This is a genomic window from Enterococcus sp. (genome assembly GCF_022711995.1).
In the GTDB taxonomy this organism is placed as follows: Bacteria; Bacillota; Bacilli; order Lactobacillales; family Enterococcaceae; genus Enterococcus_D.
Map to the genome: position 1 here is coordinate 15,497 of NZ_JALAHI010000142.1, position 14,174 is coordinate 29,670.

Below are 14,174 nucleotides of genomic sequence, written 5' to 3' on the forward strand. Positions count from 1 at the left end.
CATTAAATTTTTTATTGATCCAATCCTATGAATGAATCGTGATCAACGGGTCACCAGGATTGACCATTTCCCCTTGAGTAACATGAATACCAGCTACTGTTCCCGCTTTTCCAGCAACAATCTCATTTTCCATTTTCATAGCTTCTAAGATCATCAGTGGTTGATTTTCCTCCACAGTATCGCCAACATTCACTAAGATTTTCAAAATCGTTCCCGGCATTGGCGAAGGCATGGCATCTGCGCCTGCAGCAATGGGTGCTGCTTGGGAGGCAGGTGTCTCAGCTGCGGCTGGTGTTGCGGTTTGTGGAGCTGGTGTTTCAACAACTGGTTGAACCGGCGGCTGAATGGGAGCCGCTTGTGGTGTACCCCCGACTTCTTCCATCTCTACTAAATATTCTTTGCCATCAATCGAAATTTTAAATTTGCGTAACATTGTTTTCCCTCCAAATTCCTATTTTTTATGGATCTTTTGTACAACAAACTGACTCTGCGCGTTGATCCCAGCCGCTAGACTTGCTGCGATGATAGACACAAGTTTCGCCTCCGGATTGCGCTGCATTACTTTTTTGACCACAAATTGACTTTTCGGTTGATCACCTGCCGCAATGGCTGTCGCGATCAAACTAACAAGCTGATAGTCTTCTGTACTCGCTTCGATATATGCAGGAACCGCTTTCCATTTCATTTCAGATTCATCATCATCGTGTTTTTCAGAAGAGATTTTTGTTATTTCTTGATGAGGTTCACTTTTTTTGAACAGTCGGGTGAATAATCCCATGAAGTTACTCCTTTCATTTTTTTCGTTCTCATCCACATTATATTGATAATGGACCAATCCGGTAGTTCTAAATCAAAGATTATTGTTTTTTTTCTGTTCCTATTTTTCAAATATTTCCAAAAACGGCTGATAAACGTTGATTTAACAACGTTTATCAGCCGTTAAGATTTTATTAATATCTTGTTAAGCCTCTATTAAGAACACCTAGACCAAATTGTTTTTTTCCTGTTCTTTTTCCGTATTCAATCTATCTTATCCATCGAATATTGCTTATTCTATAGTCGTCAAACGGAAAAGCGAATTGTTTCTAATATGTGTCTTTCTCCCCCAAAGATATGAGAACTTGTTTTTTATTGGTAATAATTGGCACCGTTTACAAAAACAGAAATTATTAAATCAGTTGTAGAAAGGAAGAAAAATATGTTATTGACGGTTTTATCTTATGCCATGATTATTGTCTTTATGTTTGTAATCATGAAAAAGAAAATGTCTCCATTCACTTCGTTGGTGATCATTCCTTTGGTCTTCACTTTAGTTGCAATGGTGGCAGGAGTATCCAAAGAGGGAAACATCGGAGATTTTGTTCTAGAAGGAATCAAAACAACTTCTAATACGGGGATTATGTTGCTGTTTGCGATTCTATACTTCTCGATCATGCTGGACGCCGGATTGTTTGATCCAATCACTAAAAAAATGATCTATTTCGCAAAAGGCGATCCGATGAAAGTCTTGATGGCAACGGCTATCGTTGCAGCTACCGTTTCTTTAAATGGGGATGGAACAACGACTACCCTAATCTGCTGTTCAGCTTTTATTCCGATTTATAAAAAATTGAATATGAAAATGATGAACCTCGGGGTATTGGTGATCTTGCAAAATACGATCATGAACTTACTCCCTTGGGGGGGCCCTACCGCTCGTGCGATGGCCGTTTTGGAAGTGGATGCGGATATTCTGACTTATCTGGCACCAGGAATGATTATTTCAGTTCTTTATGTGATCTTCTTTGTTGCTCGCAGAATGGGGAAACAAGAACGGGCTCGTTTAGGGATCACTGAATTGACTGCTGCTGAAATCGAAGAAATGACAACGGTAACAGACCCTGAAACCCTGCAGATTCGTCGGCCGCAAAACTTTTTATTCAATGGTATCTTGACGATTGGATTAATTGCATGGCTCGTGGCTAGTTCCTTCGTTGATGCGATTGCATTGCCACCGCTTTTGTTGTTCTTAGTAGGAACATGTATTGCTTTGATGGTCAACTATCCTGTGCTAAAAGATCAATCTTCACGAATTGGTGCCAATGGCGGAGATGCGGTTCAAGTCGTCATCTTAGTCTTTGCAGCTGGCGTATTCATGGGCTTGTTCCAAGGTTCCGGTATGGCAGAAGCACTAGCAAACAGCTTTACCCACATTATTCCGAAAGAATTAGCCGGCTTCTGGGGACTAGTTATCGCCCTTATTTCAGCGCCAGGTACCTTCTTCATCTCCAATGACGGTTTCTATTTTGGTGTGTTACCTGTATTGGCAGAAGCAGGACGTGCTTATGGCTTTACCAATATGCAGATGGCACTAGCTTCACTGATGGGACAAGCGTTCCACTTATTGAGTCCATTGGTTGCCTTTATCTACTTGCTGTTACGTTTGACGGGATTGGATATGGGGCAATGGCAAAAAGAAGCAGCCAAATATGCATTAGGAATCTTTGTCATCTTTATCGTTACCATTGTGTTACTAGGTCATATGCCGCTTTACATTCCACAATAATTAATGATTGGGACGGGTCGATATTGCGGTCTCGTCCCTCTTTTCATTAATAAACCATGAGGAAATGCACGAACATCTTGAAAAAGACCGATGTCCATGTTTTATTTTCAGAGGTATCATGAGAAATGAGGAAAATAAATGAGTAATATCGTTGAAGCCGTTAAAAAAAATCTTGATTTAACACAAAACAAAACATTGAACGTTCTGATTTATGAAGCGTTTCGAAAAACCATTATCCTTGGTGATATTCCAGCAGGTACTCGCATCAATGAGAAAGTCTTTGCTGAAGAATTGAACATTAGTCGCACTCCGATTCGGTTAGCCATGAAGCAATTAGTAAATGAAAAACTGGTCGAACATATTCCTAAAGCAGGAATCGTCGTCAAAGGGATTCGCATCAAAGACGCTTATGAAATTTACGATATCCGTAAATCATTGGATACACTAGCGACCATCAAAGCGATGAACCAAATGACTGAAGCAGACTTCCAAGAATTGCAAGCCTTATTAGAACAAGGCGAACACTACAATCAGGCCGATGAAATTGAACTGGTTTTGAAAAATTTCTCTGATTTCAACGCGTTTATCTATGAAAAAAGTCAAATGCCCCGCTTGAAATCAATTGTTCTGGAATTACAAGCCTATCTCGTTTACTTTCGCGACATTGCCATCCGCTCGACGAAACGAAGAGACAAAGCATTGGAAGAACACTGGCTGATCTTTCGGGGGATGAAAACAAAGAATGTCGAACAAATCACACTGATCACCCACGAACATCTCGATCGCTCGTTGCAGTTTATTTTGGCGGAAATGGAGCGAAGACAAATTGACTGAGTCCCTTGCCAACCAGATCACCGATTATGCTCTTAAAGCGCTGTTCTATGAAGTCAGTCTCAGTCCTAAACCTGGACTAGTGGATCCCTTGTCCACCGGTGCCCATCAGGACATGAATCTCTTTACTTTTATTGACAGTACGATCAGCTTACGCCCTTATTTTTATCAATATTTAGATGCTGGTCTGACACACAAAGGAACCCCGAGGGAGTTGTTTGATACGCTTCGAAACATCGGAGTAGCTGCAGAAAACGCCATGCTGCGCGCCACCCAGGGCATCAATACCCATAAAGGCGCCAACTTTTCATTTGCCGTCATTTTAGGAGCCACTGGCTGGTACTTGCAAGAAAAGACCATCCCATTAACTAAAGAAGAGAGCGAGGAGATCCTGACTTACACGCAGCAGATGACCGCCCATTTACTCGCAGAAGATTTCAAAGACTTAGAGGAAAAGACCCAGCTCACCTATGGCGAACAGCTCTATTTGGACTATGGAATCACTGGGATTCGGGGAGAAGCCGCTGCAGGTTACCCTAGTTTGACTCATAAACTGCTCCCCTTTCTGCGAACAAACAGCCACCTTCCGCTGGAGGAACGTTTCTTGCGGGGACTGATTTTCTTGATGAGTGAGATCGAAGATGGGAATTTATTGCATCGCGGCGGCTTATCCGCTTGGCAAACAGTGAAAGAAGAAAGCAAAAAAATTCACCAAGCCTCTTTCACAAAAGAAGAATTGCTTGATGAATTACAGATTTACGACAGATTATTGACCCAGCGACATTTAAGTCCTGGAGGTTCTGCTGATTTACTGGCACTAGGGATTTATTTTGCCCAATTAGAAGAAATCCTTCACGCACCATGAGGCAAAAAAGTATAGCCTAATCCCCATACCGTTTTGATGTAGCGGGTCTGTTTTGGGTCATCTTCAATCTTGTTTCTTAAATGATTGATAAAGACCATGACCGTGTTTGCATCTAACTCACTGCCATTCCACACACGTTGGTAGATTTGTTCTTTTGAAAACACTTGATCCGGATTTTCTATAAAAAATTGCATCAGTTTTGTTTCCTTGGATGAAAGCTTGATCGGCTCTTCCTTTTTGTATAACTGGTAGCGAGACTTGTCAAAACAGAAATCGCCAATCTTGATTTTGCTTTCTTTGGCAAGAGAGCGATGTTGTTTGAGCACTTGTCCTCTATCAAGAGTCACAGTGACTTGTGCTTTTAATAAATTTGGCAAAAATGGCTTGGTAATATAATAATCGCCCCCCATTTCTAATCCAGTAATGATGTCTTCTTCATTTTTCTTGCCACTGAGAAAAATGATTGGCACAAGTGGGTCTTCTTCACGTATAATCTGAGCAAGATAATAGCCATCATTTTCGTGTTCTAAACTAATATCCAATAAAAATAAATCAAATTTTACTCGTGTCATGATGTCGACCGTCTTTTCCACCGAGTCACTTTGGTAGATCAGAATGCCGGTCGATTGGAGCGATTTCCATATCAAGCGTCGTATGGCTGGATCATCATCAACAACAAGAATTTTTTCGTTTCGCACTTTCTTTCCTCCTCGTTCTTAGGATCAAATTATTTAAGGGAGCACTTTTTTATGAAAAAGCCTTCAAGCCGATTGCTGGTTCTAGGGATGATGACTGTCCTTTTGTTGACTATTTTAGGTATGGTCATCACCGCAAACAGCTATCAACAGACACAAAAGCATGCGTTGAAAATGGGCGAGAATCAATTGGCCAAAATCAATGATTCCGCAATCAAAATCTTACGCCTAGAAATCAAAGCTTATACTTTGGCACTGGAAGATTACGCATCGAATATTTTTAATGAAAACAATTACCATGAACTGATCGAAGATACGCAGTTAGACAGCAGCTTACTATTCAAGACTTCGGCTGCTGCCGGGTTATATCTCGTTTCACCTACAGGCACTCTCCTTTCTGGCAAAGACATTCATGCTGACCAATTTGTGGAAGAACCCGTCAAAGCTACTGCTTTTGAACAAGATCCTCTTTATCAAAAAGCATTAAAGGGTTCGATTCTTCAAAATGGCGAAGCTTACTTTGCTAATGATACGTCTTATGTCAATTTGTATCGGCCGGTCTACGACAAGCATCAAGTTCTTCAATCTATCTTGGTTCTGCCAATCAATCTTGAAGAGCTGTATCAGCAAGAGATTGACACCACAGAAAACCAGAATGGCTATACGATGGTCAAAAATGAAGAAATGAAAGTGCTGATGCACCCTTCCACCCAACAGATTGGACTGGATATCATCAATGGCCGAAAACTGAAATACCCAGATCTCGACTACAGCGATCTGGCTCATTTAGAAGACATACAAAAAGCCAATCAAAAAGGAACATTAAGTTACAATTCTTATTGGTGGACCGAAGAAGACCCTAAAAAGGTTTTAAAAATCTCCGCCTATGAATGGATCACGATTGGAGATGCCCACTGGATCGTTGCCAGTTCATCGGACTTTTATGAGCGCAATGGACTCGCATTGCAAAAAAATCTGATCATCCTTGGCTTACTGACGATTCTCTTAGCAATCATCATTCTTTTGGCAGTCAGTTTTAGTCATTACAATCGCCAAAACCGTGCTTATATCGAAAATCTTCGTTTGCTTGAGCGCCAAAATTTTTTAAAGGAAAAACATGCGCTTGAAAAATCGATGATGCAAAAGTCGCAATTGGAAACGGTCGGTTTGTTAACCACGACCATCGTCCATGATATGAACAACTTTCTCACCCCAATGATTGGCAATCTGCAACTGCTGATTGATGAATACCAATCCAATGAAGCCCTTGTATCTGATCTAAACGAAGTCTACCAAGCAGCGCAAAAAGGGCAAAAACTGTCGACCAATGTATTGCGCTTTACAAAAACGGGCATCAAAACGAAAGAATCCCTCTCGATCGAAGAAGTAGTATCAGAAGCCATTGAAACAATGCGGGTACTCGTACCAAAGAAAGTCACATTAACTTATCAAGCTTCTTTTGTCGGCACTGCACGCCTTGAAGCCAGTGATTTACAAGTTATCTTATACAATTTGATCACCAACGCGTATCAGGCTCAGCCAGATCAGCCCCAGATCCAAGTCAGATTGGAAGCAGCGGCAGAGAAACAGCTAGCAGCATTTCAAAACCATTCATTGGCTTATGGCGACAAACAATTTGCGCAACTGACCGTAACAGATAATGGTCCCGGGATCCCGAAAGAAATAGAAAGCAAAATGTTCACTCCTTTTTTCACAACGAAAACAGAGTCCAATGGAACTGGTCTTGGCTTATTCATCGTCTCATCGATTGCTAAGAAAAACGATTGGATTCTGCAAGTAAAAAGCACCGTTTACGGAACGACCTTTACATTAGGGATTCCCTTAGAAAATAAGAAGCAACAGTAATCGCTTGCATTGCTTCTTTAACAGTTTTGTTCGTTTATTCACTATAAGTTTATTATAACGAAAAAGAAGCGGTAGTTGACGAAAAGTACAATAAAAAACCAGCACATTTTTGTCGCCTGAAACGGCACCAAAAAATGGCCACAAGACGCGATTTTTTGGGAGGCTAATTCTTTCTTAAAGCTCCTATATTTTCATTAAAGCTCCTTCTTCCTTAAAGCTCCTATCAAGGAGCTTTTTTTGTTGCTTGCCGCTTTTTTTGCTTGTGTCTTTATGGAGCATTTTCTTGAGGCGTAGGATTTTTTTTATCAAAATGCAAAGTTTTAAAGTATGTTCGCTTTACAAAAGAGAACATATGTTTGTATTATACAACTAGGGAGGCGTTTTTGATGGGGCATTTTAATTATGACAAAGAACCGTTACGGGATATTTTATTCATTGATGTCAAATCTTTCTATGCATCTGTCGAATGTGTCCAGAGAGGTCTTGATCCTTTAACTACCCTGCTTGTCGTCATGTCTCATTCGGATAACACGGGAAATGGATTGGTTCTGGCTGCTTCACCAATGGCAAAAACGGTGCTAGGAATCACCAATGTCACCCGTGCCGACAACTTGCCGAATCATCCGGATCTGTACAAGGTATCTCCTCGTATGAATCTTTACATCAAAGAAAATTTGAAAGTTAACAATGTTTATCGGCATTATGTGGCAGATGAAGACCTTTTACTCTATTCCATTGATGAATCATTGATGGATGTAACGCAAAGCTTACATTTATTTTTTCCTGACACTTCCCTTTCCCGCAGCGAAAAACGGCATAAACTGGCGGAAAAAATCAAAGCCCATGTCTTTAAAGCAACAGGGTTGCGGGTCACTGTTGGGATCGGAGATAATCCCCTGCTGGCAAAATTGGCACTCGATACCGAAGCAAAAAAAAATCCCTCTTTCATTGCCGAATGGACGTACCAAGATGTGGCAAATAAGGTGTGGGGAATACAAAAAATGACTGATTTTTGGGGGATTGGTTCTCGCACGCAAAAACGATTGGCACAGTTAGGCATCGAATCAATCAAAGAACTGGCTCATGCTGATCCAGATTTTTTACGCAGCCGCATGGGCATTATCGGAGAACAGTTGTACCATCATGCCAACGGGATCGATCGAACGATTTTAGCCGAACCGGCCCCCAAAACGATGGAAAAAAGTTATGGCAATAATCAAGTGCTAAATCGAAATTATTACTTGCAGCGGGAGATCGAATTGGTCATCAAAGAAATGGCTGAACAAGTTGCCGCCCGAATCCGCCGGGAAGGCTGTCAAACCCAGTGCATCCATCTCTATATCGGAACGGCTTTTGGAGAGACACAGAAAGGCTTTGCCCATCAAATGAAGATTCCTGCGACAGACAATACCAAAGTATTGATTGACCACGCACTATTCTTATTTCGCAAATACTACACCGGACAAGTGGTGCGTCACGTCGGGATCACTTACTCAAAATTGGTTTTCACACAGAGTGTTCAGCTAGATTTGTTCCAAGATCCAGAAGAACAATTAAAGCAGCGAAAACTGGACTTGCTGATCGATAAAATTCGTGCCAAATACGGCTTTACCTCGATCGTTCATGCTGCCAGCAAACTGGAAGGCGGACGGGCGATTGCTCGAGCAAATCTCGTTGGCGGACATGCCGGCGGAATGGATGGTATCTCAAACGAACCTCAAGGCAAAGGCGTTCCTTCAAAATAGAATGACTGCCTAAGCAATTTGCTATACGCTCCGATCTTTTGCTGTTAAATTGAATGTATCGAGATGCCGGAATTCAAGCAAGACTAAAAAAGGAGAAAACAATATGTGTGGGAGATATTTGTTTGATCCAAAAACTGGAGAACTGTCTGACTATTACCAAGAACTGGTTGCAATAGCCAAAGAACAAAATAAAAAAATCGCTGTTGATGAAGTTTTCCCTTCCAATCAGGTAATCACTCTGATTGCTGATGACTCGCAGCAAATCCTGCCGATTCTCACCCATTGGGGATTCACCGGTTTCAAAAAAGGCCAACTGATAATCAATGCTCGGGCAGAAACCGTGGAAGAAAAACGAACTTTCAAGAAACCTTTTCTGGAAAATCGCTGTGTCTTTCCAATGTCTGGTTTTTATGAGTGGCGCGATAAGCAAAAGTTTCTCTTTGACTCTTCGGATCCCCTTTACCTTGCTGGTTTCTATCGGAACCATTCTACCGCTAGCGGTTCAGAGGATGAATCCATCATTTTGACGACGAAGCCCAATACCGTGATGGCACCGATTCATGATCGGATGCCTGTTCTTTTAACCAAGGCAGATGTCTTACCTTGGCTTACTGATCTAACGTTTGCCAGAAATTACCTCAACCAAACCATGCCGGATATCCAGAAACAACCTGTTTCGTAAATCAAAGCACCGCCAGAAGAATATACTTCTTCTGACGGTGTTTTTTAGTAATTGCTTTAATAGACCTTAAAAGTCCGGCCTGTCATGATACCAAAAACTGATTTTTCATAGGCAGCAAAAACTTTTTCATCTGCAACAGGCAGAAACCCTTGGAATGAGGAGGCATAGGTCTCCCAAGAGCCTGTCAACGCATTCGGACTGACCGCATTGATACGAATTCCACGACCAATTTCTAACGCCGCTGAAGCAACAAACGCACCGATTGCGCCATTCACTAACGCCGAAGAAGTCCCCATCGGAATAAACTCATCTTGAATGATGCCGGAAGTCAACGTGATACTGCCGCCCTCGGTTAAATAATGCTGCCCGATCAACACTAGATTGACTTGCCCTTGCAGCTTGCTGTCAATGGATCGCTGATTTTCTTCCGGTGTCAACTCTGCGAAAGGTTTGAAAACGGTACTACCTGCTGCGGAAATAATAGCATCCACAGGACCAATTTCTTCAAACAGTGTCCGAATACTTTCCGGATCAGCAATCTCCACTCGATAGTCTCCTGCACTTCGACTTGCCGTGATCACATCAACAGGTTTGTCTTGTAAACCAGCCAGCAAAATTTTTCCTAATGTTCCGGTATGCCCGACTAAAAGAACTTTCATCCAATAACCTCATTTCGTTTTTTTTTCATTCTACGGCAGATTTTTTCTTTTTACAAACGTTTGTCCTTTTCCGCTTCGCTTGCAGCTATGGCTTGAATTAAAAGGATAGGACAAAGGCAGCTGTTGTCAAATTACGAAAAAAGATTGAATGTTTTGTGAAACGGCTTCCTTCTAAAAGGCCTTCTATGGTATAACACTAAAAAAGAAGGTGAAGCTTATGAAAAAAGAAGAACTCTGTACAAGTCAATTCTATTTAGCGAAAGTCATCGGACAGCCTACATTGCAAAAGATCAAAATCATTCGCTTACTGAGCAATACGGCGACGGTTGAACTTTTAGAGGGAGGCAACTACGGCGTAGCCAAACTCAGTGATATTCAGCCATTGACCGATTAGCGATTAGTAAAGACTGCTCTAAAAAAGCGTCAAGCAAACAAGGAAATTCCTAGGCTTGACGCTTCTTCTATCTTATTAAAAAAAGTGAGTCTTATCCTTGATGAATCAGAGTTGCTCTGACTGCATTTGGTACATTTGCTGATAGATGCCGCCAGTTTGGACTAGGCTGGCATGATTGCCTCGTTCAACAATTCTGCCTTGATCTAAAACCAAGATTTGCTCTGCTTGCTTGATCGTTGATAGGCGGTGAGCGATCATAAAAGTGGTCCGACCTTTTTGCAAGACGGTCATTGCTTTTTGAATGATCGACTCCGTTTCGGTATCTACGTGACTCGTTGCCTCATCCAGAATCAAAATTTTGGGATCAAAAACCAACGCTCGGGCAAAACTGATCAATTGTCGTTCGCCACTAGAAAACTCATTGCCTTTTTCTACAACGGGGTGATGGATACCTTGCGGATAACGTGCCAGCAAATAACTGGCGCCCACTTGTTCTAACGCAGATAGAATCATCTCTTCTGTGATTGACGGATCGTTCATACCGATATTACTGGCAATCGTTCCTGTAAATAGATAAGGATCTTGCATCACAATCGCCATTGAACGACGAACGCTGTGACGGTCGAATGCTTCAATCACTTGATCATCGATCGTGATCGTGCCAGACTGTGGGTCGTAAAAACGAAATAGTAAGTTCAAGATACTGGATTTCCCCGACCCTGTATGACCTACTAATGCGACTGTTTCTCCAGCCGATACTTGAAAATCGATGCCATGCAACACGGCTTGCTCTGGATCATAGCCAAAAGTTACTTGATTGAAAGAGACATTTCCTTTCTTGATAGCAATCACTGCTTCTTGCTGCTTTTCAATTGGCTGATCAGCAAACTCAAAGACTCGTTTACCGGCAGCGAGTGATTGCTGAACATTGGTAATGGTTTGGACCAGACCTTCGATTGGATCATACAAGCGGTTGATATAGTCAATAAAGGCATAGAGCAAACCAGCCGAGATAGCTAATCGACCATCTAAGAAGAATGCCGATAATGTCGTGATCAGAATCAGAATCGTTGAATTCCGCAAAAGATTGCCCAATCCCCAGGCAACACTCGAATCCAATAACAGATATTTTCGTCCTGTCTGAAACCATTTCTCGACAGTTTCATTAAACTCCTTTTGCAGCTGCCCTTCTCTTTGAAAGGCCTGAATGACTGCCATTCCTTGAACAAATTCATTTAACTGACCACTGATCTGAGAAATATATTCCCGCATCGCAATATTGTAGCGAGACGCATATTTAGTATAGAAATGCTGCCAAATCCCTAGAATCGGAATCAAGATAAGCATTGCCAATCCAAGTGTATGATTCAGGAAAAAGAGGGCTAAAAATGCACCAACGATTTGAATGAGGTTACTCATCAAATTACTGATGACGATCACATAGAAATTGGAGCGCAAAACTTCCGTGTCGTTTGTGATCCGTGCGACGACCTTTCCAGCAGGAATCTGGTCAAAATAAGAAACCGGCAGTTGATGCATATGGTCAAATAGCTGGTCCCGCATTTTCTTCACAATGCTGTTTGACATTTTGCGTAATTGCAGCAAGCTGATATAACGAAACAACGAGCCAACCAAGTTGATCAGCAAATAGCCCGCCAATAATTGGATCAAAAAAAGCACATTCAAATTCCCCGTCTCAACCGATGGGGTCATCACCCCATCGATCAACCGTTTGGCGATCATTGGCGAAGTCAGCTCTAAAGCTGCACCGAATAGCAGCAAAATGGCACCGATGGAAAATTGTTTTTTATAATAGCCTACGTAAGAGAGCAGGCGCTTAATCGTTGAGAACATCTTGATCGTCCTCCTTTAACTGTTGATGATAATATTGTTCTTGGTACCACCCGGGAACGGCGATCAGTTCTTTGTGGGTCCCTCGTTGGATCACGTGCCCATCTTCCAACACGATGACTTGGTCCGCTTCTGTAATGGCAGACAAACGATGAGTCACGATGATTGAAATGGGTGCTTCCTTAATGTCCTTTAAGTTTGCAATAATCGCTTGTTCAGTTTTTGCATCAACAGCTGACAAGGCATCATCCAACAGCAGCACTTCACTATTCCGAAGAAATGCCCGAGCTAATGACAAGCGCTGCTTTTGACCACCGGATAAAGAAACTCCTTTTTCGCCAACCATCGTTTCAAGCCCTGCTGGCATTCGTTTGATTTCTTCACTGAAACAAGCCATCGTCAACGCTTGCCATAGACGTTCTTCGGAGGCTTCAGGGTCGCCAAACAAGAGATTTTCCCGAATCGTTCGCGAAAACAAGGTATGCTCTTGCGGTACTTCCGCAAAGTGCTTTCGGATCTCTTCGGTCTGAAAAGCAGTCAAAGATTGCCCATTGATCAAAGGAATTTGATTTGAATAAGGGTACCGATGTCCGAATTGGCGCAACAAGGAAGTCTTTCCACTGCCTGTTTTGCCGACAATCCCCAGGACCTCACCTTTTTCGATTGTTACATCCACATCCTCCAAAACCAAACGGTCCGTATTCGGGTATTTGAAACTGTAGTTGGAAAACTCAATTCTTTGAATCGCAGGTATAAGCTGCTGGCCTTCAGGTTCAAGCTGATCGCCAGTCTGCAAGACTTCATTGATCCGACGCCAAGAAGCCGCTCCTTGCTGCATCACATTGACCAGATCTCCAGCGGAAATCATCGGCCAAACCACCATGGTTAGGTAAACTTGAAAGGAAACCATCGCACCAATCGTGATTTGCTGATTGGCTACTAGGAAAGCCCCAATCCCGAAACTCATCACAAAACTAATCGCCAAAATGATTGTAATCAACGGCCCAAAGCGGGAATCAATTTCGGAAACGATATCATTTTTTGCTCGAGTTTCTGTCGTTTTTTGTTGAAATTGTTGCGTGGTGGCCGTCTCTAAGCCGAATGCTCGCACTACGCGGATGCCATCGATGATTTCCAAAACTTCACTATTCATCTCGGAAACCGAGTTCTGGGCTTCTGTGAAGGCTTTGTCTACTTGCGATCCCCATTTAAAAATGTAATAAGCTAACAGCGGCATAGGGATCAATGCAATGATCGTCAATCCCCAAGAGACCGTAATCGCCATCATGGCAACGATGAAGCTCAAGTAAAGACTGGTATTCAAGAAAACCATCAATCCATAGCCTACGGTCATCCCCATCACTTGGACATCATCACTGGAACGGGTCATAAGGTCACCAGTGCGAAACCGATGGTAAAAAGGCGCCCCCATTTTCAAGAAGTGTGCCATCAGTTGTTGCCGTAACTGTTTTTGCAGATCGTAAGAGCCGATAAATAAATTAAAGGTCCAAATAAATTCCGCAAGATACCCTAAGAGAATCGCACCGGCAAATAAGCTGACATAGCGAATCAAAAGCGCCATCGTAAAGTGATCTTGGATCAATGCATCGATGAATAAGCGTAAAATATAGATTGGTGCTACATACATGGCGCTGGCAATGACCATAAAAATAAATACGATTGCATAACGCAATTTATGCGCTTTAAAGTACGTCGTTAATTGTTGTAAAATATATTTCATTTTCTTCCCTCTCAATCTAAAAAAGTACACAAAAAAGCTCTGCCCTTTCGGAAAAGGACAGAGCATAACGTCAAAAATATCGACACTATCTGTGTACTAACTGATTACCGAATAAGGGATTAAATACTATTTTGTTGTTTGCGAATTTTTTTGTATTGTTTTGCATTGTAATCCCTCCTTCTCTTTTTTTTGCTGACTACATCTAACACTTTACAGATAACGATGAGAATTTGCAAGATTTTTTATTAAATTTTTTTAAAAATAATTGACTTTCTTATAGTTTCTTTTACTGAATTCGAA

General features: G+C 41.9%; 13 protein-coding genes. 7 read left to right on the top strand and 6 right to left on the bottom strand.

The annotated features are described in order from the left end of the window. Positions 1-25: 25 nt before the first annotated feature. Positions 26-433 carry an acetyl-CoA carboxylase biotin carboxyl carrier protein subunit gene (locus Q0A12_RS14080; RefSeq protein WP_291293257.1) on the bottom strand — a complete coding sequence of 136 codons (408 nt, stop codon included), beginning with the start codon at positions 431-433 and terminating at the stop codon, positions 26-28. A gap of 18 nt (positions 434-451) precedes the next feature. Then, positions 452-778, bottom strand: a complete 327-nt coding sequence (locus Q0A12_RS14085; RefSeq protein WP_291293258.1) for a hypothetical protein — start codon at positions 776-778, stop codon at positions 452-454. Between the two features lie 420 nt (positions 779-1,198). On the opposite strand from Q0A12_RS14085, the gene Q0A12_RS14090 reads away from it, so the two are divergent. From Q0A12_RS14090 to citG, 3 genes are all read left to right on the top strand, one after another. Further along, entirely contained in the window at positions 1,199-2,545 is a 1,347-nt protein-coding gene (locus tag Q0A12_RS14090; protein WP_291293259.1) for a citrate:proton symporter, read from the top strand. 138 nt (positions 2,546-2,683) lie between these two features. After that, complete coding sequence (locus Q0A12_RS14095) at positions 2,684-3,379, top strand: GntR family transcriptional regulator (RefSeq protein WP_291293260.1); 696 nt, start codon at positions 2,684-2,686, stop codon at positions 3,377-3,379. Continuing rightward, positions 3,372-4,241, top strand: coding sequence for a triphosphoribosyl-dephospho-CoA synthase CitG (gene citG / locus Q0A12_RS14100; protein WP_291293261.1), 870 nt, complete (start codon positions 3,372-3,374; stop codon positions 4,239-4,241). The genes Q0A12_RS14095 and citG overlap by 8 nt, the downstream gene beginning before the upstream one ends. Here the strand turns inward: citG and Q0A12_RS14105 are convergent. Then, positions 4,229-4,939 carry a response regulator transcription factor gene (locus Q0A12_RS14105; protein WP_291293262.1) on the bottom strand — a complete coding sequence of 237 codons (711 nt, stop codon included), beginning with the start codon at positions 4,937-4,939 and terminating at the stop codon, positions 4,229-4,231. The genes citG and Q0A12_RS14105 overlap by 13 nt on opposite strands. Positions 4,940-4,990: 51 nt before the next feature. On the opposite strand from Q0A12_RS14105, the gene Q0A12_RS14110 reads away from it, so the two are divergent. From Q0A12_RS14110 to Q0A12_RS14120, 3 genes are all read left to right on the top strand, one after another. Then, entirely contained in the window at positions 4,991-6,802 is a 1,812-nt protein-coding gene (locus tag Q0A12_RS14110; protein ID WP_291293263.1) for a sensor histidine kinase, read from the top strand. A 386-nt stretch (positions 6,803-7,188) separates the two neighbouring features. Further along, complete coding sequence (locus tag Q0A12_RS14115; protein WP_291293264.1) at positions 7,189-8,547, top strand: Y-family DNA polymerase; 1,359 nt, start codon at positions 7,189-7,191, stop codon at positions 8,545-8,547. A gap of 103 nt (positions 8,548-8,650) precedes the next feature. Further along, positions 8,651-9,229 carry an SOS response-associated peptidase family protein gene (locus Q0A12_RS14120; RefSeq protein ID WP_291293265.1) on the top strand — a complete coding sequence of 193 codons (579 nt, stop codon included), beginning with the start codon at positions 8,651-8,653 and terminating at the stop codon, positions 9,227-9,229. A 56-nt stretch (positions 9,230-9,285) separates the two neighbouring features. On the opposite strand, the gene Q0A12_RS14125 is transcribed toward Q0A12_RS14120, so the two are convergent. Then, entirely contained in the window at positions 9,286-9,888 is a 603-nt protein-coding gene (locus Q0A12_RS14125; RefSeq protein ID WP_291293266.1) for a short chain dehydrogenase, read from the bottom strand. 217 nt (positions 9,889-10,105) lie between these two features. On the opposite strand from Q0A12_RS14125, the gene Q0A12_RS14130 reads away from it, so the two are divergent. Beyond that, the gene (locus Q0A12_RS14130) at positions 10,106-10,282 is read left to right on the top strand and encodes a hypothetical protein (RefSeq protein ID WP_291293267.1); all 177 of its coding nucleotides are present in this window, start codon (positions 10,106-10,108) and stop codon (positions 10,280-10,282) included. Positions 10,283-10,387: 105 nt separating this feature from the next. Here the strand turns inward: Q0A12_RS14130 and Q0A12_RS14135 are convergent, their stop codons facing one another. Next, on the bottom strand, positions 10,388-12,136 hold the full coding sequence (locus tag Q0A12_RS14135; RefSeq protein ID WP_291293268.1) for an ABC transporter ATP-binding protein: 1,749 nt from the start codon (positions 12,134-12,136) through the stop codon (positions 10,388-10,390). Beyond that, complete coding sequence (locus Q0A12_RS14140; RefSeq protein ID WP_291293269.1) at positions 12,120-13,874, bottom strand: ABC transporter ATP-binding protein; 1,755 nt, start codon at positions 13,872-13,874, stop codon at positions 12,120-12,122. Before Q0A12_RS14140 ends, Q0A12_RS14135 begins: the two co-directional genes overlap by 17 nt. Between the last annotated feature and the right edge of the window lie 300 nt (positions 13,875-14,174).